General features: G+C 61.9%; 20 protein-coding genes. 13 read left to right on the top strand and 7 right to left on the bottom strand.

The annotated features are described in order from the left end of the window. Window positions 1–59: 59 nt before the first annotated feature. Entirely contained in the window at window positions 60–1163 is a 1104-nt protein-coding gene (dnaN, locus tag B9H00_RS09715) for a DNA polymerase III subunit beta (RefSeq protein ID WP_086900486.1), read from the bottom strand. 94 nt (window positions 1164–1257) lie between these two features. Beyond that, window positions 1258–2805 carry a chromosomal replication initiator protein DnaA gene (dnaA, locus tag B9H00_RS09710; RefSeq protein WP_086900485.1) on the bottom strand — a complete coding sequence of 516 codons (1548 nt, stop codon included), beginning with the start codon at window positions 2803–2805 and terminating at the stop codon, window positions 1258–1260. A 332-nt stretch (window positions 2806–3137) separates the two neighbouring features. On the opposite strand from dnaA, the gene rpmH reads away from it, so the two are divergent. The 5 genes from rpmH to pgm all read left to right on the top strand — a co-directional run bounded on the left by rpmH (window position 3138) and on the right by pgm (window position 8447). Then, complete coding sequence (gene rpmH / locus B9H00_RS09705) at window positions 3138–3272, top strand: 50S ribosomal protein L34 (RefSeq protein ID WP_086623304.1); 135 nt, start codon at window positions 3138–3140, stop codon at window positions 3270–3272. A 25-nt stretch (window positions 3273–3297) separates the two neighbouring features. After that, window positions 3298–3675: a ribonuclease P protein component gene (gene rnpA, locus B9H00_RS09700; RefSeq protein WP_086900484.1), complete on the top strand. Its 378-nt coding sequence runs from the start codon at window positions 3298–3300 to the stop codon at window positions 3673–3675. A 78-nt stretch (window positions 3676–3753) separates the two neighbouring features. Next, entirely contained in the window at window positions 3754–5442 is a 1689-nt protein-coding gene (yidC, locus tag B9H00_RS09695) for a membrane protein insertase YidC (protein ID WP_086900483.1), read from the top strand. A 134-nt stretch (window positions 5443–5576) separates the two neighbouring features. Then, window positions 5577–6542, top strand: a complete 966-nt coding sequence (locus tag B9H00_RS09690; protein WP_086900482.1) for an NUDIX hydrolase — start codon at window positions 5577–5579, stop codon at window positions 6540–6542. 240 nt (window positions 6543–6782) lie between these two features. Then, on the top strand, window positions 6783–8447 hold the full coding sequence (gene pgm, locus B9H00_RS09685) for a phosphoglucomutase (alpha-D-glucose-1,6-bisphosphate-dependent) (protein ID WP_086900481.1): 1665 nt from the start codon (window positions 6783–6785) through the stop codon (window positions 8445–8447). 100 nt (window positions 8448–8547) lie between these two features. On the opposite strand, the gene B9H00_RS09680 is transcribed toward pgm, so the two are convergent. Further along, window positions 8548–9180, bottom strand: a complete 633-nt coding sequence (locus B9H00_RS09680; RefSeq protein ID WP_086900480.1) for a flavin reductase family protein — start codon at window positions 9178–9180, stop codon at window positions 8548–8550. Window positions 9181–9349: 169 nt separating this feature from the next. On the opposite strand from B9H00_RS09680, the gene mnmE reads away from it, so the two are divergent. Beyond that, window positions 9350–10711, top strand: a complete 1362-nt coding sequence (gene mnmE / locus B9H00_RS09675) for a tRNA uridine-5-carboxymethylaminomethyl(34) synthesis GTPase MnmE (RefSeq protein WP_086900479.1) — start codon at window positions 9350–9352, stop codon at window positions 10709–10711. A gap of 73 nt (window positions 10712–10784) precedes the next feature. Here the strand turns inward: mnmE and B9H00_RS09670 are convergent, their stop codons facing one another. Next, window positions 10785–11627, bottom strand: coding sequence for a formate/nitrite transporter family protein (locus tag B9H00_RS09670; RefSeq protein ID WP_086901808.1), 843 nt, complete (start codon window positions 11625–11627; stop codon window positions 10785–10787). 192 nt (window positions 11628–11819) lie between these two features. On the opposite strand from B9H00_RS09670, the gene B9H00_RS09665 reads away from it, so the two are divergent. Further along, window positions 11820–12716, top strand: a complete 897-nt coding sequence (locus B9H00_RS09665; protein WP_086900478.1) for a PhzF family phenazine biosynthesis protein — start codon at window positions 11820–11822, stop codon at window positions 12714–12716. Window positions 12717–12728: 12 nt separating this feature from the next. Here B9H00_RS09665 and B9H00_RS09660 read toward each other — a convergent pair whose 3' ends face one another. Next, window positions 12729–13898: an MFS transporter gene (locus B9H00_RS09660; RefSeq protein ID WP_086900477.1), complete on the bottom strand. Its 1170-nt coding sequence runs from the start codon at window positions 13896–13898 to the stop codon at window positions 12729–12731. Between the two features lie 169 nt (window positions 13899–14067). Here B9H00_RS09660 and B9H00_RS09655 point away from each other — a divergent pair, with 169 nt between their 5' ends. Then, on the top strand, window positions 14068–15129 hold the full coding sequence (locus tag B9H00_RS09655) for a lipoate--protein ligase family protein (RefSeq protein ID WP_086900476.1): 1062 nt from the start codon (window positions 14068–14070) through the stop codon (window positions 15127–15129). A 34-nt stretch (window positions 15130–15163) separates the two neighbouring features. Here B9H00_RS09655 and B9H00_RS09650 read toward each other — a convergent pair whose 3' ends face one another. Further along, entirely contained in the window at window positions 15164–16045 is an 882-nt protein-coding gene (locus B9H00_RS09650) for a cation diffusion facilitator family transporter (protein WP_218919316.1), read from the bottom strand. 177 nt (window positions 16046–16222) lie between these two features. Between B9H00_RS09650 and B9H00_RS09645 the strand changes: the two genes are divergently transcribed. The 5 genes from B9H00_RS09645 (at window position 16223) to B9H00_RS09625 (ending at window position 23571) form a co-directional block, all read left to right on the top strand. Further along, window positions 16223–17962: an ABC transporter ATP-binding protein gene (locus B9H00_RS09645; RefSeq protein WP_086901807.1), complete on the top strand. Its 1740-nt coding sequence runs from the start codon at window positions 16223–16225 to the stop codon at window positions 17960–17962. Continuing rightward, window positions 17959–19698, top strand: a complete 1740-nt coding sequence (locus B9H00_RS09640) for an ABC transporter transmembrane domain-containing protein (RefSeq protein ID WP_086900474.1) — start codon at window positions 17959–17961, stop codon at window positions 19696–19698. Before B9H00_RS09645 ends, B9H00_RS09640 begins: the two co-directional genes overlap by 4 nt. A gap of 224 nt (window positions 19699–19922) precedes the next feature. Further along, window positions 19923–21272: a paraquat-inducible protein A gene (locus tag B9H00_RS09635; RefSeq protein ID WP_086900473.1), complete on the top strand. Its 1350-nt coding sequence runs from the start codon at window positions 19923–19925 to the stop codon at window positions 21270–21272. Continuing rightward, window positions 21269–22909, top strand: a complete 1641-nt coding sequence (gene pqiB / locus B9H00_RS09630; protein ID WP_086900472.1) for an intermembrane transport protein PqiB — start codon at window positions 21269–21271, stop codon at window positions 22907–22909. Before B9H00_RS09635 ends, pqiB begins: the two co-directional genes overlap by 4 nt. Next, on the top strand, window positions 22906–23571 hold the full coding sequence (locus B9H00_RS09625; protein WP_086900471.1) for a PqiC family protein: 666 nt from the start codon (window positions 22906–22908) through the stop codon (window positions 23569–23571). The genes pqiB and B9H00_RS09625 overlap by 4 nt, the downstream gene beginning before the upstream one ends. A gap of 103 nt (window positions 23572–23674) precedes the next feature. Here the strand turns inward: B9H00_RS09625 and B9H00_RS09620 are convergent, their stop codons facing one another. Next, window positions 23675–24523, bottom strand: coding sequence for a 23S rRNA (adenine(2030)-N(6))-methyltransferase RlmJ (locus tag B9H00_RS09620; protein WP_086900470.1), 849 nt, complete (start codon window positions 24521–24523; stop codon window positions 23675–23677). Between the last annotated feature and the right edge of the window lie 11 nt (window positions 24524–24534).

The raw sequence follows: 24534 nt of genomic DNA, 5'->3' as shown, positions 1-24534 counted from the left end.
CCCGACCGATGCCGGGCGCTGGTGTGGCAGACAAGCTGGCAGGCGATGGCGCAAAAACGTCAGAGCCGCATCGGCATGACGACGTACATGGCATCGCCGCCGCCGGGCGCTTCCAGCAGCGCACTGCTGTTGGGATCGGACAGCGTCAGCTGAACCTGATCGGTGTCCAGCACGCTGAGCACATCGATCAGATAGCCAACGTTGAAGCCGATCTCCAGCGCGCTGCCGCTGTAGTCGATCGCCACGTTCTCTTCGGCCTCTTCCTGCTCGGGATTGTTGGCCAGCACCCGCAGATTACCCGCTTCCAGATTGAGCCGCACACCACGGTACTTCTCGTTGGAAAGAATGGCGGTTCGTGAGAGCACCTGACGCAGCTCGCCACGCTCGGCCAGAATCTGCTTGTCGCCGCCTTTGGGGATCACCCGCTCGTAGTCGGGGAACTTGCCATCGACCAGCCGCGAGGTAAAGGTGTAGGCCCCGGTGCGGACGCGCAGATGGCTGGCCCCCAGCATGAGCGTGATCGGCTCGTCGCTGTCATCGAGCAGGCGCGAAAGCTCCACCACGCCCTTGCGCGGCAGAATCAGACGCTGCGGTTCCTCGAGCGAGATATCCGCGCTGCGTGAGCAGACCGCCAGACGGTGGCCATCGGTGGCCACGGTGCGGACCAGATGATCGCGCAGCTCGATGAGCATGCCGTTGAGATAATAGCGCACGTCCTGCTGCGCCATCGCAAAACCGGTGGCGTCGATCAGCTGCTTGAGGGTGCGCCGCGGCAGGGTCAGTTCGGTACTGCCCTGATTTTCATCGATGCTTGGGAATTCGGCCGCCGGCAGGGTCGACAGCGTAAAGCGCGAGCGCCCCGAACGCAGCAGCGCCCGGCCCTCCTCGATGGCCAGGGTAATCTCGGACTGATCGGGCAGCGACTTGCAGATGTCCATCAGCTTGCGCGCCGGGACGGTCACCGCGCCGCTTTCCTCGATGCTCGAGGGCGCGACGCGACCGATCAGCTCGACCTCGAGATCGGTACCGGTCAGCGACAGTTCGTCATCGCTGACCGTTAACAGGACATTGGAGAGCACCGGCAGGGTCTGACGGCGCTCAACCACGCCCGCTACCAGCGATAGCGGGCGCAGCAGGGCTTCACGCGAAATGGAAAATTTCATGGGGCTCCACTCTTTTCAGGCTCTTGTTCCGGCCACAGTGTTGTCATGTCGGTCACCGCCGATGAGGGCGTGGCATCAGCCAGACGCCTGGTCATCAGCTGGTCAAAAGACGCAGCAGGTTCTTGTAGTCTTCGCGGATATCGGAGTTCTCTTCGCGCAGCTCCACCACCTTGCGGCAGGCATGCAGCACCGTGGTGTGATCACGACCGCCGAAGGCATCACCGATCTCGGGCAGACTGTGGTTGGTCAGCTCCTTGGCCAGCGCCATGGCGACCTGCCGCGGGCGGGCCACCGAGCGCGAGCGGCGCTTGGAGTGCAAATCGGCCACCTTGATCTTGTAGTACTCGGCCACGGTGCGCTGGATGTTATCCACGCCCACCTGCTTGTCCTGCAGCGCCAGCAGATCCTTGAGCGATTCGCGGATGAACTCCTGATTGATGGGCTGCCCCATGAAGTGGGAGTCCGCGATCACCTTCTTGAGCGCGCCTTCCAGCTCGCGCACGTTGGAGCGGATCTTCTGGGCGATGAAAAAGGCAGCATCGTGCGGCAGATCCGCCTTGGCCTGCTCGGCCTTTTTCATCAGAATCGCGACGCGCGTTTCAAGCTCCGGCGGCTCGATGGCGACCGTCAGGCCCCAGCCAAAGCGCGATTTCAGGCGCTCCTCGACACCGCTGATCTCCTTGGGATAGCGGTCCGAGGTCAGAATCATCTGCTGGCCGCCTTCAAGCAGGGCGTTGAAGGTATGGAAGAACTCCTCCTGAGAGCGCTCCTTGCCGGCAAAGAACTGAATGTCATCAATCAACAGCGCATCGACGCTGCGATAAAAGCGCTTGAAGTCGTTAATAGCGTTGAGCTGCAGCGCCTTGACCATGTCGGCCACGAAGCGCTCGGAATGCAGATAGACCACCCGGGCGTTGTCTCGAAGACCGGCCAGGTGGTTGCCAACGGCGTGCATCAGGTGCGTTTTACCCAGACCCACACCGCCATAAAGGAACAGCGGGTTGTAGGCGCCACCGGGATTCTCGGCCACCTGGCGCGATGCAGCCCGCGCCAGCTGGTTGGACTTGCCCTCGACAAAGGTTTCGAAGGTAAAACCCGGGTTGAGACCGCTTTGATGGCGGATGCTGCCTTCGACCTGCACCTGGCGCTCGCCACTGTCGCTGCGTCGTCCACCCATGGTGTTGCCGGAAGGCGGCGCCGCGGGGATTTCACGCTCGTCCTGATAGTCGCCACGAGGCGAGGTTGGCGGCGAAGGCGGCATGGGCGCCGAAGACGTACGGGTCACGCCCGTAGACCAGCTCTCCTGAGTGCGCGCAGCGGTACTGCCCTGTGGTGCAGAACCGTTTTGCTGCGGCGCATCCGCCGACCGTGATACGGGATTGGATACCGTGCGGCGACTGCCGATGTCCAGCGACACCTTCGGCGGACGACCCTGAGCCAGCTCGCGCATCAGCTCGTTGATACGCTTTAAATACTTGTCATTGACCCAGTCACGCACAAAGCGATTGGGGGCCAGCAGGGAGAGTTCGTGGTCACTGGAACCGCTTTCGGCCTGCAGGGGACGGATCCAGGTGTTGAACTGCTGAGAGCTCAATTCATCCTGTAAATAGTCAAGACATTGCTGCCAGAGAGCGATGGACACACGCGACCTCTATTAATGGTGAGTCGTGCAAATGGGGCAGTAGTGTAACGCCCGCGCATCAGGTTATCCACACCGGGATAGTAGCTGGAACCCCCTGTGGATAACCTTATACTCGCTGTCCGGGCTTCTCCGGGTCATACGGCGGGCCCTGAAAAAATCATGGCACCGTCTTGTGCACAAAGTTATGCACAGAACGGTCGTTTCGATGAGTGGATAAAAATTGCACGTCTTCGTTGAATTCTCTAGAATCCCGGCTCTTGACCCCCGTGCGCCTCGATTTTGAGGGCATCGGTGTCACCGATCACTCAAGTCTCAATTCGGGAATCGCAACCATGAAACGTACTTTCCAGCCCAGCGTGCTCAAGCGCAAGCGTAACCACGGTTTTCGCGCTCGTATGGCCACCAAGAACGGCCGTCAGGTCATTTCGCGTCGTCGTGCCAAGGGTCGCAAGCGCCTGAGTGCCTGATCCCTCGAAAGGATCGGTCCAGCTTATGACCAATCAGGGATTTCCCCGCGGTCTCAGAATCCTGACCGCCGGGGAATACCGTCATGTTTTCGAACATGCCAGTTTCAGAATTCACGGCAAGGGGCTTCTCGCACTCGCCACGCCGAACGATCTAGGTCACGTTCGTGTAGGGCTGGTATTCAGCAAGAAGAACGTACGCCGAGCCGTGGATCGCAACCGTCTCAAGCGTTTGACTCGAGAATCGGTGCGACTGCGCCAGCAGTGGCTGCCGAGCGTGGATATCGTTGTGCTGTCACGCAAGGGCGTACACGAGATCGACTCGGAAACACTGGCCAGACAGCTTCACGGCATGTGGCGACGTCTTGAAAAGGACGTTAAACGCCAGCCGGAGCATCAGCAATAATACGAGGCGCGACGAACCGTCGAGTGCGACCCGTCGTTTTCTTGCGCCGCGTCGACATTTTCCCACCGGGCAATCCCAATGGATCTGAAACGACTTCTTTTTGTCATCCCGCTGGCCGTACTTGCCTACCTGATGATCATTCAATGGAGCAATGATCACGGGCAAAACGACCTGCCGGATGAAGCGCCTCCCGCCCTGTCCCAGCAAAGCAGTGACGTTGAACCCGGTGAGCAGTCGCTTGATGCACCCGACACGGCCAGTGAGCGTGCCAGCACCCCGCAGCCCGGCAACACGACTGACAGTCCCGACAGCGCTGCTGACGCTCAGAACACCAGTCTGATCAGTGTTCGCACCGATGCCCTTGACCTGCGCATCGACCCGCGCGGTGGCGATGTTGTCTATGCCGCCCTGCCCAAGCATCTACAGCGCCTTGATAGCGATGCGCCCTTCGTTCTGCTTTCCGATGACCAGCGCCGCAGCTACATCGCGCGCTCCGGACTGCAGATGGAAGGCCACAAGGGGCGGATTACCTTCACCCCCGAAAAAACCCGCTACCAGCTGGGCGATGATCAAAAGACGCTTCAGGTCGACATGCGGGCAACCGTCAACGGCGTGGACATCATCAAGCGTTTCACCTTCGAGCGCGACAGCTACAAGGTGAAGGTCGATTATCTGATCGACAACACCTCACAAACGCCTGTCAGTGCGCGCTTTATCGGCCAGCTGGCCCGTGACAACAGCGATGATCCGACCAGCGGTGCCGGTGTGGGCATGCATGCCTACCTGGGCGCGGCCTTCTCTTCGCCGGACGATCACTACCAGAAGGTCAGCTTCGAAGACATCCAGAACGGCAAGTTCAATAACACGGACGTTCGTGGTGGCTGGGTGGCCATGATCCAGCACTATTTCACGACCGCCTGGGCACCCAATCAGGATCAGCAGAACCTGTATTACGCTGACGTTGACCAGCGCGGACGCAACGTGGCGGCCTTTGCCAGCCCGAGCGAAACCGTGGCACCGGGTCAGACCGGTGACCTCTCGGCGACCCTTTATATGGGTCCCAAGGAACATGATCGACTTGAAGCCGTGGCCCCGTACCTGCAGCTGACGGTTGATTTCGGCTGGCTGTGGTTTTTGGCCAACCCGCTGTTCTGGCTGCTGACGCATATCCATGCGCTGATCGGCAACTGGGGCTTCTCCATCATCCTGTTGACCGTACTGGTCAAGGCCGTGCTCTTCCCGCTCTCTGCCACCGCCTACAAGTCGATGGCCAAGATGCGCAAGATGGGCCCCGAGATGAAGCGCATCAAGGAAATGCACGGTGACGACCGTCAGAAGATGTCGCAGGAGATGATGAAGTTTTACCAGAAGGAGAAGATCAATCCTCTGGGTGGCTGTCTGCCAATCGTGATTCAGATGCCGGTCTTCATTGCACTGTACTGGATGCTGATGGAATCGATCGAACTGCGCCACGCGCCGTTCATGCTCTGGATTCATGACCTGTCAGCGCAGGACCCCTACTTCATCCTGCCGATCATCATGGGTCTGACCATGTTCCTGCAGCAGCAGTTGAACCCGACACCGCCGGATCCCACTCAGGCGAAGATCATGAAGATGCTGCCGATCGTCTTCACCTTCTTCTTCCTATGGTTCCCGGCCGGTCTGGTGATCTACTGGATTACCAACAACCTGCTCTCGATCACGCAGCAGTACTTCATCACCAGGCGCATCGAAAACAGTGATGTTGAAAAGGAAAAGACGGTCTAGGCCGTACGTGGCATTCGCCACACTGAAAACCCCTGCCACGGCAGGGGTTTTTCTTTATCCGCCATGCGGGCGGTTGTGACACAATAGTGCCGCCTAAACCACCTGCCGATCACGGAATGCCCCGGGCCGTCACCATGCCAGACAGCACTGTCATTGCCATCGAACTCTCCGCCGTCGTCGTTGCCATGGAGTCGGCCACCCCTACCGTCCTGCTCACCCGTTCCCTTGATCGCTGCCGGGCGCCCATGCTGCCGGCAGGCGATTTCGACCCCCGCCGCCACCGTACCTTCGAACTGGGCCTGCGCGACCGTGTCGCCCGCCAGACCGGTCTGGCACTGGATTACGTCGAGCAGCTCTACACCTTCGGTGATCAGGACCGCCTTCAACCGGATGCGCCCGGTGACATCACGCGTCATATCTCCATCGGCCATCTGGGGCTGGTCTCGCAGCAGCAGGCACTACGTGATGAGCAGACGCTCTGGGCCAGCTGGTATGACCATTTTCCGTGGGAGGATTATCGCCATGGTCGCCCGGCGATCATCGACATGATCATCGCCCCGGCGCTGTCCCGCTGGACAAATGAAGCTCCGGACGAGGCCACCCGCGAGGCGAGGCGCCAGCGCGCACAGCTGGCCTTTGGCCTGAACGGCGCTCGCTGGGTAGACACCCGGGTGCTTGAGCGCTTTGAGCTTTTATACGAAGCCGGACTCGCCTCGGAGGCACAGCGTCATGACGACGTCGAGGTCGTGACCTCTCTACCGGGCGAGCCCCTGATGTCCGATCACCGTCGCATTCTTGCTACTGCCATGGACCGTCTGCGCGGCAAGCTGCGTTATCGACCGGTCATCTTTGATCTACTGCCCGAGCACTTCACCCTGTCTCAGCTGCAGCTGACCATTGAAGCCATCATCGGCTGCCGGCTACACAAGCAGAACTTTCGCCGCACGCTGGATCGCACCGGCCTGGTGGTACCGACCGGCGCCGTGGATACCACCACCGGCGGCCGTCCGGCCGAGCGCTTTCGCTTCTGTCGCGAACAGTGGCGCCAGCAGATGGCCCCGGGCGTGCAGACCCCGCTGGCCCACAGCGAATATCAGTAGGCGGCCCTGCCGTACCGGCCTGCACTCGCAAGACCATTCCCGGCCCGACCGCAGCAGGGGTATGGAGCTGATCACTATTGGGGACCCTCACCCACTCGGCGCCCCGGCTCGGCATCGGATTGGATACGACCGTTCAGGACAGCCCTGACTGAGACATCACAAAAAGGCACAGAGGCATCTGCAACGCGCCTGCTAGAATGGCGCGTAAATTTGTCGTCACGCTTCTCAAAGGATGAAGAGATGAGCATCGATCCCAATGCAGGGCAGCAGCCCGACGAGCAACGCCTTGCCCATCTGCCGCGTCTGGTGTCGCGCTACTACAGCGAGCGTCCTGATGTGTCGGATCCCGCCCAGCAGGTGGCCTTCGGAACCTCCGGCCATCGCGGCTCATCGCTGAAAACGAGCTTCAACGAGTGGCACATTCTGGCCACCACCCAGGCGATCTGTGACTACCGTCATGAGCAGGGCATCACCGGGCCGCTGTTCATCGGCATGGACACCCACGCGCTGTCCGAGCCGGCCTTTGTCTCCGCCCTTGAAGTTCTGGCTGCCAACCATGTCGAGACCCGCATTGATGCCGGCTGTGAAGAGACGGGCGGCGAGCCGGGCTATACGCCCACGCCGGCGCTGTCCAATGCCATCCTCAACCACAATCGCGATCGCACCAGCGATCTGGCCGATGGCATCGTGATCACACCATCGCACAATCCGCCGGTGGATGGCGGTTTCAAGTACAACCCCACCAACGGTGGTCCGGCCGACACCGGCATCACCAAATGGATTCAGGAGCGGGCCAACGAACTGCTGGCCAACGATCTTGAAGGCGTCAAGCGCGTCAGCTATGCCGAGGCTCTCAAGGCGCCCACCACACAGCGCTTTGACTTCATCGACAGCTACGTCTCGGGCCTTGAAAGGGTCATCGACATGGCCGCGATCCGGGACTCGGGGCTGACCTTTGGCGTTGACCCGCTGGGCGGGGCCGGCGTGCACTACTGGACGCGCATCGCCGAGCGTTATCAGCTGCCGCTGGAAGTGATCTCTACCACCGTCGATCCGACCTTTCGCTTCATGCGCCTGGACTGGGACGGCAAGATCCGCATGGACTGCTCCTCGCCCTACGCCATGGCCGGTCTGATCGAGAACAAGGACCGCTTCGACGTCTCCTTTGCCTGCGACACCGACCATGACCGTCACGGCATCGTGGCCCGCTCGACCGGTCTTTTGAATCCCAACCATTATCTGGCCGTGGCGATCGAGTACCTCTTTACTCACCGCCCGCAGTGGAACGATCAGGCCGCTATCGGCAAGACACTGGTATCGTCGTCGATGATTGACCGCGTCGCTCAGGGCATCGGCAAGTCCGTGGTCGAAGTCCCGGTCGGCTTCAAGTGGTTCGTGGATGGTCTGATGGACGGCAGCCTCGGCTTTGGCGGTGAAGAATCCGCTGGCGCCTCGTTTCTGACCTTTGATGGCCAGCCCTGGTCGACCGACAAGGACGGCATCATTCTCGGCCTGCTGGCGGCGGAAATGACCGCCGTGACCGGCAAGGACCCGGGCGAGCGCTACCAGGCGCTGACCGAGCGTTTTGGCGCACCGGTCTATGCCCGCGTGGATGCCCCGGCCGACCGCGACCAGAAGGCCCGCCTGGGCAAGCTCTCCCCCGAGCAGGTTACCGCCTCCCAGCTTGCCGGCCATGCCATCACCCGCAAGCTCACCGAAGCCCCCGGCAACGGTGCGGCCATCGGTGGCCTCAAGGTAGAAACCGAGGCTGGCTGGTTCGCGGCACGTCCCTCGGGCACCGAAGACGTCTACAAGATCTACGCTGAAAGCTTTGAAGGCGAAGATCATTTGAAGCGCATTCAGGAAGAAGCGAAGGCGCTGGTGGACGGCGTGCTCAAGGGCTGATCGCTTTTGGTGAGAAGATAAAAAGCGAGAAAATCAAAAGGGCCGGCAATTGCCGGCCCTTTCTGTGTCAAAACGGGTGCAAGACGTGACCAGTTCGGCCCTACTGACCCGAGTTGTCCGGGCGCTCCATATCAAAGCGCACGCTCTCGTTGATGGTGTAATAGGTAGTGGGCCCGCCGGCACGCAGAATCGGCTCGGCCATCGCGGTCTGATAGATCCCCTCATCCAGCAGATGCTGATCGATGTGCACGCCCACGACCTCACCCAGCACCAGCCAGTTATCAAGCTTCTCGCCATCGGCGGATTCAAGCTGGATCAGTTGACTCAACCGGCATTCAAAAGATACCGGCGCTTCCAGCACGCGCGGCGTCTTCACCACTTTTGAGGCTGCCGGCGTCAGACCGGAAAGCGCAAACTCATCCACCTCGGCGCCTACGCTGGCGCTCGAGGTGTTCATCTTCTCGGCCAAGGCGCGCGTGGCCAGATGCCAGCAGAACTCACCGGTGGCCTCGATGTTGGCCACGCTGTCCTTCCAGCCGGCGCTGGCAAAGCCAATGATCGGGGGCGCGGCACAAAAGGCGTTGAAAAAACTATAGGGCGCCAGATTGAGCCCGCCTTCGCTATTTTGCGACGAGACCCAGCCGATCGGGCGCGGGGCAATGATCGCCTTGAAGGGATCGTGCGGCAGGCCGTGGCCCTTGCGCGGCTCATAAAAGTGAAACGGCTCGGTCATGAACGCTCTCCTGTATTGCGGTATCAATTAGCCTGCGAACCACTATAGCAACGATCACACCGGTTAACCGATGCGATCGACCGGCGCTTGCAGCGTTTGGTCCCAGCGCTGACAATCGTTGCCCTATCATTCATGCCGCCTCTGCCGGCTTTGACCCTTCGGAATTCGTATGCTCGATCAGGACACCATCAGTGCGCTGGCCACGCCGCCCGGGCGCGGCGGCGTCGGCATCATCCGCCTCTCCGGCGCCAGAACCGCTGACATCGCCCGGGCCATGCTCGGCTTCGATCCCGAGCCCCGACGCGCCCACTATGGCCCCTTTCTGGGCAATGACGGACAGGTGCTCGATGAGGGGATCGCGCTGTGGTTCCCCGGCCCACACTCCTTCACCGGTGAGGATGTGCTGGAGCTTCAGGGCCACGGCGGTCCGGTCATCATGGACTGGTTACTGGAGCGTACCGTGGCCCTGGGGGCGCGTCTGGCGCGACCGGGCGAGTTCTCGGAGCGGGCCTTTTTGAACGACAAGCTCGATCTGGCCCAGGCCGAGGCGATTGCCGACCTGATCGAGGCCAGCTCCCGCGCCGCGGCCGAAAACGCGCTGCATTCGTTGCAGGGCGAGTTTTCGAGTCGGGTACAGGCGCTGGTCCAGAGCCTCATCGAGCTTCGCATCTTTGTCGAGGCCGCCATCGATTTTCCCGAAGAAGAGATCGACTTTCTCGGTGACGGTCGGGTTGCCGAGATGCTTGCAGGCGTGCGGGCAAACCTTTCCGAGGTGCGCGCCAGCGCCGCTCAGGGTGCGCTGATGCGTGAAGGGATGAGCGTGGTCATCGCCGGGCGCCCCAATGCGGGCAAATCGAGCCTTTTAAACGCCCTGACCGAGCAGGAAACCGCGATCGTCACCGACATTGCCGGCACCACCCGTGACGTGCTGCGTGAGCATATCCATCTCGATGGCATGCCGTTACACATCATCGATACTGCCGGGCTTCGTGACACGCCGGACGCGGTGGAAAGAATCGGCGTGCAGCGCGCCTGGGCCGAAATCGAAAAGGCCGACCGCGTGCTGCTCATGGTCGACAGCCGCGAAAGCGGTGAACTCAATCCGATGGCAATCTGGCCCGAATTCGTCGAGCGCCTGCCTGACCCCTCAAAGCTCACGCTGGTACGCAACAAGATCGATGAGAGCGGCGAGACCAGCGAGCCTGACCTTGCCAGCACGCCGCCGGTGATTCGCCTGTCCGCCACCACTGGTGCCGGTGTGGACCATCTCAAGGCACACCTCAAGGGGGTAATGGGCTTTCAGTCGACCAGTGAAGGGCGTTTCTCGGCCCGCCGTCGCCATCTCGACGCACTGGATCGCGCCGGGCAATCACTCTCCCACGGTGCGGATCAACTGACCGGTGCCGGGGCCGGCGAACTGCTGGCTGAAGACCTGCGCGCCGCCCAGGATGCGCTTGGGGAGATTACCGGCGAGTTCACTGCCGATGAGCTGCTCGGCGAGATCTTCGGCAGCTTCTGCATCGGCAAATGAACCCTGCGCTCTATCGGCATCAAAAAAATGCCTCGCATCAGCGAGGCATTCGGGATTTTGTCAGATCGTCATGTCAGATATGTTCGGAACGCTTTTCCGGTGTCTCGCGCATCAGCGTGGACGGGGTCACGGTTGCCGCAGCGGCGGCCGCGCTCGCCGGGCGGTAGGCCACATGGTAGGCGAGTCCTACAAAGAGTGCGCCCCCGACGGCGTTACCCAGAAAGACCGCCACAAAGTTGGGCAGATACGCCATCCATGTCACTTCACCGGCAAAAATGGCGGCCGGGACGATGAACATGTTGGCCACCACGTGCTGAAAGCCGATCGCCACAAAGGCCATGACCGGAAACCAGATACCAAGGACCTTGCCGGCGACATCGCGACTGGCCCAGGCAAGCCACACGCCCAGACAGACCAGCCAGTTACAGCCTATGCCGGACACGAAGGCGTGCCAGAAATCTGCCGAGAGCTTGGCCCTGGCAATGGCGACCGTCGTGTGCAGGAAGGCGCCTTCGGTCAATCCCAGAAAATGCCCAAAAAGCCAGGCGACCGCCACACTGCCAATGAAGTTGGCCACGGTCACGATGACCCAGTTGCGTATCAGCGCGCTCACGCCAATGCGACGGGAAAAGAGCGCCATGGGCAGAGCCATCATGTTGCCGGTCAGCAGTTCACCACCGGCCAGCAGGGTCAGCACCAGCCCGACCGGAAAGACGGCCGCACCGATAAAGGTTTTGAACGAGCCCCATTCAGCAGGCATGGTACCGGTCACGCGAATATCGAGCAGAAAGCCCACGGCAATGAAGGCACCGGCCAGAATGCCCAGAATGATCAGCGATGACAGAGGCGTCTGGTGTTTCTTGACGCCGGCATTGACCGCCAGTCCGGCGGTTTCATGAGGAGTATAAAAGGACATGGTGTTCTCGACTGAAAGCGATGCCATAACAGGGGCGCCGAACAATGGGCCGGGCCGATGGAAGACCGCTGCAAAACCTGGTTTAAACTTAAGATAATGCGGTGATACGCCGCAGGGTAGCATGGCCTCACAAGTACGGAAACATTTTGTAACTTATCTAAATGACTCAATCCTTGAGCAGGAAAAGCTGCCATGCCGCTTGATAGCGTGATCGATCCGCGGGAATCCGTTCTCGACTATATGTTGCTGGATGTGTTCACCGACCAGCCCTTTCAGGGCAATCCGCTGGCCGTGTTTCCCGAAGCCGGCGCCCTGAATGCGCGTGCCATGCAGCGCATGGCACGCGAGCTCAATCTGTCGGAGACGGCGTTCATGACCGCAACCGCCATGCCGGGGGTATTTGACGTGCGCATCTTTACGCCGCATCAGGAGCTGCCCTTTGCAGGTCATCCCACCATCGGTGCGGCGTGGCTGTTGCGCGAGATCGGCTGGCATGACGATCAGACGCCGCTGATCCTGCGCGAGCCAGCCGGTGAGGTGCCCATTCGCTTTGACGGTGCGCATGCCTGGCTCAGTGCGCCCAACCCTCTGAGCGTAGCCCCGAGCCCGCTGTCGCGTCAGGACGCCGCAGCCCTTCTGGGGCTGGCATCGGAGGCGCTGGTTGAAGCGCCGTTGATCGGCTCGACCTGCAGTTCGCCCTTTCATCTGATCAGACTGTCCAGCACTGCCGCCCTGGCCGAGGTTCACGCCAACCCTGCCCTGCTGCCGGAAACCCTGAAGGGCGAGCACGGCGCCAATGTCTATCTCTACGTCGAGGAAGGGGCAGGCCGCATCAGAACACGCAAGCTGCGCATTACGGATCAGGTAGTGGAGGACCCGGCCACCGGCAGCGCGGCCGCACCGCTGGCGGGTTATCTGGCACAGCAGTCATCAGAGACCGGGACGCTGGAATATACGATCGAGCAGGGAATCGAGATGGGCCGCCCCAGCCGTATCGCGGTACTGGTCGAAAAAACCGACCGGCAGATCACGGCCATTCACGTGGGCGGAACGGCCGTGGTCATTGGCGAAGGGCGGCTTCGCCTCTAGCAGCGCCAGTACTCAGGCCAGGCGCGCACGCTTCTCATGGCGTCGCGCCAGGCTCCAGATGGCAAGCCCCCCCAGCGCCAGCAGCGCGCCCACGACACCGGTTGAGCGAAAGCCAAAGCCCAGCGCCAGTGCCAGGCCGGCAAGCCAGGGGCCAAGGGCATTGGCCATGTTGAAGGCCACGTGATTAAGCGCCGCCGCCATGTTCTGCGCCTCGCCGGCCACATCCATCAGCCGGGTCTGCAGGATGGTGCCAAGCGCGCCACCGATACCGATACAAAAGACATCAAGGCTGACCAGCCATGGGTTGCCCGCCACCAGCGGGAAGGCGCCAAGCGCCACCGCGCTCCAGATCAGCAGTCCGCCCGCCGTAGGCATCAGCGCACGATCGGCAAAGCGCGGTACGACAATGTTGCCGATGGTCATGCCCAGACCGAAAACGGCCAGCACCAGCGGAATGGTGGCTGACGTCATCTGCGTGATGCTGTCCAGCGTCGAGGTCAGATAGGTATATACCGAGAACATGCCGCCAAACCCGACGGCGCCAATGGCCAGTGTCAGCAGCACGGCCCCGTTTTTCAGCGCCCTCAGCTCTCCTTTCGCACTGCGCTCGCTGGCCACCCCCGTTTTGGGCGCAAACAGGGCGATCATGACCACCGTCAACAGGGCCAGAAAGGTAACCAGCCAGTAGCCCCAGCGCCAGCCCACGGCATTGCCCAGCCAGGTGGCCATCGGCACGCCAACGATGGTGGCCACCGTCAGCCCCAGCATCACCATGCCCACCGCGCGCGTGCGCTTGCCGCTGGTCACGACCGACGCCGCCATCAGTGCGGCCAGTCCGAAGTAGGCGCCGTGCGGCAGACCGCTGAAAAACCGGAACAGCACCAGCGAGCCGTAGCTTGAAGCCAGCGCGCTCAGGCCATTGCCGAGCGCAAACAGGGCCATGAGAATCAAAAGCAGCCATTTGCGATCAATACGCGCCGCCAGCACCGTAATGACCGGCGCACCGATCACCACCCCCAGCGCGTAGGCGCTGATGATATGACTGGCCGTCGACGGGTCGATCTGCATGTCGTGCTGAATAAAGGGCAGCAGACTCATGGTGGCAAATTCGGTCGTGCCAATGGCAAAGCCACCGGTCGCCAGTGCCAGAAGAACAAGCAGGGGATGGGTATGACGAACCATGACGCCTCGCACGTTAAAGTAAAAAGCCAATACTCATCGCACGCGCTCTGAAAGAGGCCGTGCCATGGGGCATCGTGTGTGAAACAGGGGATCGAATCCAGCGATAGCGGCCCACGAACCGTGACCGTCTATACTGCCGAAACCTTAAATCGGACCGGGATTTTAGACTATGGTCGAAGACTCACGCCACGGCGAATACAAGGTCCCCGGCGGCAAGCTGCTGGTGGCCGACCTTACCCTCGACGAGGGACGGCTCTCCTCGGTGCGTTTGTCGGGAGACTTCTTCCTTGAGCCCGATGACGCTCTCGACGCCATCAATCAGGCCCTGACCGGCGCCAGCATCGCCCTGAGCACGGCTGATCTGACCGAACGGATACAGCAGGCGCTGCCGGAGGGCACCGTCATGGTGGGCCTGTCAGTTCCTGCCATAGCCACCGTCATTCGCCGGGCGCTGGCCGGGGCCTCCGACTGGCGCGAACATACCTTCGGCCTGATTCATCGCACACCGGAATCCCCCGCACTGCACATGGCCCTCGATGAAGTGCTGACGCGGGAAGTCGCCGAAGGCCGACGCGGGCCCACGCTGCGCGTCTGGGAGTGGGACCGGCCGGCCGTGATCATCGGCAGCTTTCAGTCGCTGTCCAACGAGGTCGACATGGACGCTGCCCGAGCGCTCGACATTGAGGTGGTGCGCCGCATCAGCGGGGGCGGGGCCATGTTTGTCGAGCCGGGCAACACCATCACCTGGTCGCTGGTCGTACCGGAAACGCTGGTCGAGGGGCTGTCATTCGTTGAAAGCTACGCCTTTCTCGACGAGTGGGTGATTCAGGCGCTGGGCGACATGGGCATCCGCGCCTGGTATGTGCCGATCAACGACATCACCTCCGAGGGCGGCAAACTGGCCGGTGCCGCGCAAAAGCGCCTGAACGGCGCGGTGCTGCATCATGTCACCATGGCCTATGACATCGATGCCGAGCGCATGATGAAGGTGCTGCGCATCGGCCGCGAGAAGCTTTCAGACAAGGGCATTGCCAGCGCCGGCAAGCGGGTCGATCCGCTGCGAAGTCAGACCGGCCTGTCACGCGAGACCATCATCGAGCGCATGGCGGCTTCCTTTGGCGAGCGTTTTACGCTGACCCCTGACGATGTGCGCCCCGAGGAACTGAGCGCCGCGCAGGCGCTGGCCGAGTCGAAGTTTCAAAGTGAAACGTGGCTGAACCGCGTGCCCTAGGCCGGCAGGGCGATGCGCCGTCAGTCAAGAACCGTCAGTCGAAAACAATGTCGGCGGCCTTGTGCTCGGCCTTGTGCTCAGGCTCGACGTGGATGGTGATGCGCACCTCGCCCAGCGCCTGGCGAAGCCCGGCCTCGATACGGTCACAGATCTCATGAGCATGAAACACCGTGGTCTCGCCGGGGACCACGAGGTGAAAATCAACAAACGTGGCGCGCCCGGCATGGCGGGTGCGCACGTCGTGCGCCTCGACGGCGCCCTCCCCGGTCACGGCGATGACGTGGTGAATCAGCTCCAGGGTATCGGGTGGGACGGCTTCATCCATTAATCCGCTCAAGGATTCACGGATCACCTTGGCGCCCGACCAGAGAATGTTAATGGCCACGATGATCGCTACCAGCGGGTCGAGTATCCACCAGCCGGTCGTCATGGCCAGCACCACCCCCACGACAACGCCGGCCGAGGTCACCACATCGGTAAAGAGGTGTCGGCCATCAGCCACCAGCGCCGGCGAGCGCTCGCGCCGGCCGACGCGAATCAGCGCGCGCGACCAGACGGCATTGATCAGGGTGGCGACCAGACTGATGACAATGCCCATCAGCGGCAGCTCAAGCGGCTGCGGGTCCATGATGCCGGTGAAGGCCTCGCGCAGGATCAAAAGGGCGGCGATGATGATCATCACGCCTTCCAGCACAGCGCTGAAGAATTCCGCCTTGTGATGGCCGTAGGGGTGGTTGTCGTCGGCCGGCATGGCGGCCACCCGAATGGCGATCAGCGCCGCCACGGCCGTCACCACGTTGACCATGCTCTCGAGCGCGTCCGACAGCAGGGCCACCGAACCGGTCAGCGCATAGGCCAGAGTCTTGAGTCCGAGCACGGCAAAGCCCACCAGCAGGCTGCCCCATGCAAGTTTCATCGTCTTCGACAAGACGCTATCCTCATGATGTTAAGCGTCATAGCCTAATCATCGTCGACAGGCCGGACAACGTGAATTCCTGATCACGATGCATTGTGGGGCCGCCTGAAGACACCGCCCTTTGTTACACTGGCCTTTTACCTCATCCCGTTCACCCTTCTGATTCGATTCAAATCCATGGCGCTACGCCGACTGCTGCTTGATTTTCTGGCGACTCATCGCCGTGCCTATCTGCTGGCCATTACGGCACTGCTGGCGGTGGGCCTGCTTAACATGGCCCTGCCCTGGTGGGCCGGACGCATCATTGATGACCTCAATGAGGGACGCATCGGCATGCCCGGGCTCTGGCGCAGTGCCGCCGTACTGGTGGCGGTGGCACTGGCCATGTATGGCCTGCGTTATGTGTGGCGCATGCTGCTCTTTGGCGCCTCCTATCAGCTGGGCGTGGCCCTGCGTGACCGCTTCTATGAAAAGCTGACCCGGCTGGACCCGGGCTTTTTCCAGCAGCGGCGCAGTGGTGATCTGCTGGCACGCTCGACGCAGGACATCGATGCCGTAGAAGTGGCTGCCGGTGAAGGGGTGCTTTCCAGTGTCGACGGCGCGCTGACGCTTGCACTGGTGCTGTCGATGATGATGTTCGTGATCGACGCCCCGCTGGCGCTGATCGCGCTGATTCCCTTCCCCTTCATGGCCTGGGGCTTTTATCGGGTGGCCAGCCGGGTGCAGGGCTATTTCGGCCAGTCGCTTGAATGTTTTTCCGCGCTCAACGACCGCACCCAGGAAGCGATTGCCGGACTGCGGCTGCTGCGCCAGCACTCGATGATCGAAGACGAGATTGAAGACTTTGACCGACGAGCCGAGGCACACGCCCGGGCCAACTATCAGGTGCAGCGCATGGAGGCACGCTACGACCCGGTGGTGTTTATGGCGCTGGGCAGCGCGACGCTGGCCACCATCGTTGCCGGCAGCTGGCGCTATCTGGACGGAGCGATCACGCTGGGCGAACTGACCAGCTTTACGCTGTATCTGGTCCAGCTGATCTGGCCGATGTTCGCACTGGGCTGGTGTCTCAATATCCTTCAGCGCGGCGAGGCGGCGGCGAGGCGGCTGACCGAATTCTTCCATGAGCGCGAAACCATCAGCGATGAAGGTACGCAGACCCGGGTCTCCTCTCCCGCGCTTCACATCAATATCGAGACCTTTACCTATCCGCTGGCGAACACGCCGGCGCTTTTTGATCTGGATATCACCATTGCCCCGGGCGACAGTGTCGGGATCGTCGGCGCTACCGGCAGCGGCAAATCGACCCTGATCCGTCTGCTGCTGCGCCAGTATCCGCTGACACATGGCACACTTACCCTGGGCGAGCAGGCCCTGAGTGACTATCAGCTCGACGCACTGCGCGCGATGTATGCCTATGTGCCCCAGGACCCGTACCTCTTTGCGGCAACGCTGGGGGAAAATGTGGCACTGGGCGTGCCCCACGCCAGCGACGAGGAGATTCGGGCCGCCCTGTCGGCAGCCGCCTTCGGGCCGGATCTGGAACGTCTGCCCGATGGGCTCGAGACTCGTATCGGCGAACGGGGCGTGACGCTCTCCGGCGGCCAGCGTCAGCGGGTGGCGCTGGCACGCGCCCTGCTCTCCCCGGCCCCCATCCTGCTGCTGGATGACACGCTCTCGGCGGTGGATCAGACCACCGAGCAGCAGCTTTTGACCACGCTGGAAGCGGAGCGCGAACGCACCTGTCTGATCGTGAGCCACAGGCTGTCGGCCGTGCGTCACGCCGATCATATCGTGGTGCTGGATCAGGGCCGCGCGGTCGAACAGGGGCGTCACGAGGCACTGCTGGCTCAAGACGGGCACTACGCCCGGCTGTGGCAGGAGCAGCAGATGCGCGCGACGAAGACGCCGTCATGATCAATCGTCGCCTGCTGGCATTAATGCTGCGCCCGCTCATGCACAATCGCCGTCGCCTGCTGCTGGCCATTGTCCTGCTGCTGACCGCCACCGCCATGGATGTGATGGGCCCCTGGCTGACCAAGCACTATATCGATACCTATCTGGTACCGCGGGATCTTCGCGTCGAGCCGCTGACCCTGCTGCTGGCGCTGTATGTTGCGACTCAGGGGCTGGCGGCGCTTGGGCGCTATCTGCAGACGCTCTATTTTGCCCGCATTGCACTCGACGCCGTGCATGCCCTGCGCCGACGCGTCTTTCGCCACGTCATGCATCTCCCCCAGCACGTCCACGACGCCACGCCCACCGGCGAAATGGTGGCGCGGGTAACCAACGACACCGATGACCTGCGCGAGCTCTACGTCGAGTTTCTGGCTACCGTATTGCAGAATCTGATGCTGTTGATCGGCATCCTGATCGCCATGGCGCTGATGGATGTGAAGCTGATGCTGATTGCCGCCACCCTGATTCCGGTCGCCGCCGTGATCATCTGGGGCTATCAGCGCGCCAGCGGCCCGGCAGCCGTAGAGGTTCGCCGCCTGCGCGCCGGACAGAATGCGCGCATCAACGAGGCAATCGGCGGCATGAGCGTGCTGCAAGCCTTCAACCAGACCGAACGCTTTCGAGCGCGCTATCACGATCTCAACGTGGCGCAGTATCACGCCCGGCTGCATACCATCCGCATTTCAGCGCTGTTGCTGCGCTCGGCGCTGGATCTGGTGGGCGTGATCATTCTGGCGGCGCTTTTAATCGGTTATGGCGTCGACAGTCTGGTGGGCGGGGCAGAAATCGGCGTGCTCTACGCCTTCGTGACCTGGCTGGGGCGCGTCTCCGAGCCGCTGATCGAAATCACCCAGCGCTTTAACATCTTTCAGCAGGCAGGCGTGGCCGGCACGCGGCTACTCTCCTTGCTGGACCGACCGCAGGCGGCCGCCGGCGACGATAACCGGGCAATCGAGTCAGCCGACTATCGACTTGAGACACTGGCGTTTCGCCATCACGGTGCCGATCACAACACGCTTGATGACGTCACCCTCGACATTCCCGAAGGTCGCTTTATCGGGCTGGTCGGCCATACCGGCAGCGGCAAGTCGACGCTGCTGGATCTGCTGGGCGGACTGCAGCCGGTCACCAAAGGCCGTCTGCTGCTCGATGGCCGTCCCATCGAGACGCTCTCACCGTCGGTGATCAACACGGTGATGGCCAGCGTTCCGCAGGAGCCCTTCATTCGCTCGACCACACTCAGAGACAATCTGCTGATGGGACTTGAGGCCGATGAAGCCAGCATGGCGCGCGCCCTTGATGAAGCGCAGTTGCGCGAGCTGATCGACCGTCTGCCCGACGGGCTCGACACGCCTCTGGGCGAGCGGGGCCTGACCCTGTCCACCGGCGAGCGCCAGCTGCTGGCGCTCGCTCGGGCGTTGCTGCGTCAGCCACGTATTCTACTGCTCGATGAGGCCACCGCCAGCGTCGACAGCCTGACCGAATCGCGCCTTAATCGGGCACTGGCCGGTCTCAAGGGGCGGGTCACCATGGTGGTGGTCGCCCACCGGCTTTCAACCATCGCCAGAGCCGATGAGGTGGTCGTCATGCAGGCCGGGCAGATCATCGAACATGGCGCACCCGGACAGCTGCTCGACAATCCCGAGGGCGCCTATTACCGGCTCTGGCATCAGCCGAGCAACGACTTGAACTGACGCGTTCCTTGCCGGCCACATGACGGCTTGCCGTCACTGGCCGTCGATGCTATTTACGTACCATGATGAATGTTTACAGGCCCCGAGGCGTCACCGAGGGCAGAAACGCTCGAGACATGCGACAGCGCCTGAACGCCATGCCAGGCTATAGTCTGAAGGTATTAATACTGTCGGCCCCGCCCTGGCCGATATCATCCATCTGTCCTGAACGGAATTGACCCGGGCTGATTTCGGAGAGAACCATCACCACGTTATCTGAGCCTTCGCGGCCCCTGCGGGTCTGCCATGAATGCGATCTCGTCAGTATCGTGCCGCCGCTGGCGTGCTCGGAAAGCGCCCGCTGCCCGCGCTGCCAGCATGAGCTGATGACGCGAAAGCGTGCCCCGGCCCAGCATGCGCTGGCGCTGGCAATTGCCGCCGTGGTGGCCCTGGTCACCTCGCTGGCCTTTCCGTTCATCTCCTTTTCTGCCCGCGGGTTCGAGCGCGCCATCAGTCTGACCGATGCCATGACGATCCTGTCGACCGGCAACTACACCGTGCTGGCCGTGGTGCTGTGGATGGTGCTGTTGCTGCTGCCGATGCTCTATCTGGGCATGGTGATCATCCTCCATGGTGCCCTGTTGCTGGGCCATCGCCCGCCTCGTGGCATGCTGATGCTGCGCACCCTGCGCCACATTGAACACTGGATGATGGCGGATGTGTTCCTGATCGGCGTGCTGGTCAGCCTGGTCAAGATCCTGTCACTGGCCAGCATCGGCTTTGGCGTTTCCTTCTGGGCCTTTTGCCTGTTCGTGGTCCTGATGCTACTGATCTCGCGCAGCGTGGATCGCGACTGGCTCTGGAGTGTCATGGCCCCGGAGCCGCCACCGCCGGAACATGCGCGCACCGGAAAAACCGCGCAGGCACAGAAGCTGGTGGGATGCCCGGTCTGTGGCACGGTCAACGACTACCATCATCACCGGGCGTGCTACTGCCGCCGCTGCGGCGAGAAACTGCACATGCGCCGACGCCACAGCGTGCAGAAGACTCTGGCACTGCTGGTGGTTTCGGTACTGCTCTACATTCCGGCCATGGTGTTGCCGATCATGACCGTCTCGAGTCTCAATGACACGACCACCCAGACCGTCATTGGCGGCGTACTGCTGCTGATCGATCACGGCGACTACCCCATTGCAGCCATCATCTTTCTGGCCAGTGTGGTCATTCCGGTGGCCAAGCTGCTGGCGCTTTTCTGGTTGTGCATCAAGGTTGGCCGGCCACAGCCATGGCGACCGGAGGTGCGCATGACCCTGTATCGGATTACCGAGTTCATCGGCCGATGGTCGATGATCGACGTCTTCGTGGTGGCCCTGCTGGCAGCCCTGGTCAGGCTGGGGCTTTTGATGCATGTCTCGGCCGAGCCCGGCATCATCGCCTTCGGCGGTGTGGTGATCCTGACCATGATCGCCGCGATGAGCTTTGATCCGCGCCTGATCTGGGACGCCGCCGATCATCCGGACCTTGAAAACAACGACATTTCCACATTATCCCCTCAGCCGGTGGTTGCAGGGAAAGCACAGGACACGGGGCAATGAGCGAGACCACCGCGCAGCGAAAGAAGCACCGACATATTTCTCCGGTCTGGCTGATCCCGCTGATTGCGCTTTTGATCGGCGGCTGGATGCTCTATCACACGCTCGCCTCACGCGGGCCGGAAATCACGCTGATCATGAATAATGCCGAAGGTATTGATGCCGGCAACACCATGATCAAGGCGCGCAACGTCGATGTTGGTGAGGTCACCTCGGTATCGCTGTCGGAAGACACCTCTCATGCCGTGATCAAGGCACGCATGAACCCGGGCACCGACCGCCTGCTCAACGAAGAGACCCGCTTCTGGGTCGTCAAGCCTCGCATCGGTCGTGAAGGCATCAGCGGGTTGAACACCGTGCTGTCGGGGGCCTATATCCAGCTGCAGCCGGGGCATTCGGACAATGCCCAGGAGAGCTTTGAAATGCTGGAACAGCCTCCTGTCGCACCGCCGGATGCCAAGGGACTGCGGCTGCACCTGACCAGCGCCGCCGCCGGTTCGCTCAACGTCGGTGACCCGGTCCTGTTTCAGGGCTTTACCGTCGGCCGGGTCGAAAACCTCGAGTTCGATACCGAAGACCGCGTCGTGCACTATCAGCTCTTCATCCAGGAACCCTATGAGGATCTGGTGACCAGCAATACCCGCTTCTGGCTGGCGTCAGGCATCAATTTCGATCTGACCTCCGAAGGCTTCTCGCTGGGACTGGGCTCGCTGGAGTCGCTGGTCAGTGGCGGCGTGACCTTTGGCGTACCGGAAGATATTCCGCCGGGCGAACCGGTGGGGGCCAACAGCAATATGGTCTTTTCCCTGTACAGCGATGAAGAGAACGCGCTGCAGGGCAGCTTCAGCCACTATCTGCGCTACGTGGTCATGATCGATGACACCGTGCGCGGGTTGTCGCGCGGGGCACCGGTTGAATACCGCGGTGTACGCATCGGGACCGTGGATACCGTGCCCTATCGCATCGATCTGCTGCAGGAAAACCAGGTCGAGGGGTTCCGCATCCCGGTACTGATCCGCATCGAGCCTCAGCGACTGCAGGCGAAGGTGGACGAGGAGTCACTCAAGGACTGGCGGGCACGCATCAAGGCCATGTTTGACCATGGCCTGCGCGCTTCGCTCAAGACCGGCAATCTCTTTACCGGCGCGCTCTTTGTGGACACCAACTTCGTGGACAATCCGCCTGAACAGACGCTCACGGAATACAACGGTGTGACCGTCTTCCCCAGCGAACCCGGCAGCTTTGCCCAGATCGAACAGAAGGTCACCGGCCTGCTCGACAAGCTCAACAATCTGCCTGTCGAGTCGTCGCTCAACCGTCTGGATTCGACCCTGGCCAGCTCCGAATCGCTGATCAAGGAGCTCAATGAAACGGCCAGCAGCCTCAATGAAGTGCTCAATGACGAAAGCACTCGTGGTCTGCCCAGCGATGTCCAACGCACGCTGCGCAGCATCGAGCAGACGCTGTCGAGCTACTCGAGCGAGGCACCGGCCTATGGTGAGCTGACCTCGACACTGAAAAGCCTTGAGCAGCTGATGCGCTCGCTGCAACCGGCTGCGCGCACCATCAGCGAGAAACCCAATTCGCTGATCTTTAACCGCGGCGAGATTCAGGATCCGCAACCGAGGGCACGCCCATGATGATGCAACTTCTCCACACGTCCTGGCGCGGCGCGGCACTTGTGGCACTCACGGCGCTGGCCGGATGTGCCGGCCAGGCCACCGAGTTTCACCGTTATACGCTGCCGCTGGCCGATCAGCGTGCGCCCGAACCCGGCGTCTCGCTACCCGACAGCGCCCCGACCGTGGCGGTCTCATCGGTGCGGCTGGCCGACTATCTTGACGGCCAGGGGGTGGTCTATCAGACCAGCGACATCGAGGTGAACGAGGCCCAGGCCAATCTATGGGCCGATAGCCTGAGTGCCCAGCTCACCCGCAGCCTGCAACGTACCTTGAGCGGCCGGTTGAAGGATCATCGCGTACTGGGCGAGACCCTGGCCGGTGATCGCGCTGATACCGGCGTGCGAGTATCGCTGTCTCGCTTTCAGGGGCGCTATGACGGCATGGCGGTGCTGGCCGGGCAGTATCAGCTGCGCGATGCCGGCGGCAATCTGCTGACTCAACAGCCCTTCGAGATCGAGCGCCCGCTCGATGACGACGGCTACCCGGCGCTGATACGAACGCTTTCACAGGGCTGGGAGAGCGTCGGCGAACAGATTGCCGACGAGATTACGCAGCAGGAACAAAAGGCCATGATGACCGAGAGCGCTCGTGCTCGTACGACGCCGGCCGACTCGACCTGAGCCGCTTGAGCATCGTGATCCCAGGGTTTTGAAACACACGCCCTGAAACAGCAAAAGGCCCGCCATCATGGCGGGCCTTTTGTCGGTATCCCTGGTGCGCGCCTCAGGGACGCTCGGGCATCCACCAGTCACTGGTATGAGAGGCCTGATCACCGTATAGCGCTGCAAGCTCGGAAAACGCCTCATCAAGCTGCGTTTCCAGCTGCCACGGCGGGTTGAGCAACAGCAGTCCCGAGCCATAAAGCCCTCGCTCCCCGGCACTCTCGTGGTGGGTCAGCTCGCTGCGCCACACCTTGGCGATGTTGTGGCTTTTGACGCCGTCCAGCAAACGCTGATGCCGCGCGTCACCCAACAGCGGATACCAGATCAGCACCACGGCGTGGCGCATCTGGCGCACAACCTGCGCAAGCGTCGAGGCCACCGCGTCATACTCGTCCTTCACTTCATAGGACGGGTCGATCAGCACGCAGAGTCTGGGCGTTCGAACCGGCAGCTGATGCACCAGCCCGCCGAGGCCATCGCGCTTGAGCCGACGTACATGGGGCGTTTCAAGCGAGGCATCCTCGAGATGGCGATGCTCACCCGGATGCAGTTCATAAAGGGTCAGGCGATCGTTGTCACGCATGGTGCGGGCAAACCACCAGGGGGACCCCGGGTAGCGCGACAGCGTGTCCGGATCATCCTGAAGAGACGCCAGCGCGTCACACCAGCGCGCCATCAGCCCGGAGTGTTGATCACGCGTGCGCCACAGCGGCAGCACCCCGTCACGGTACTCGCCAAGCCTTGCGGTCTCGGGCGCCTCCAGCGGATAGTGGCCGCGACCGGCATGTGTATCGATCAGACTCAGGGCCGAGTTCTTTTCCATCAGGCGCTCGATCAGCGCGAACTGGGCCAGATGCTTGTGCACGTCGGCAAAGTTGCCGGCATGCCATGCATGTTGATAGGAAAGCACGCTCCCTCCTT

This window comes from Kushneria marisflavi (assembly GCF_002157205.1).
Classification (GTDB): Bacteria; Pseudomonadota; Gammaproteobacteria; order Pseudomonadales; family Halomonadaceae; genus Kushneria; species Kushneria marisflavi.
The sequence above is the reverse complement of the archived record's forward strand: the minus strand, read 5'-3'. Positions and strand labels throughout refer to the sequence as shown.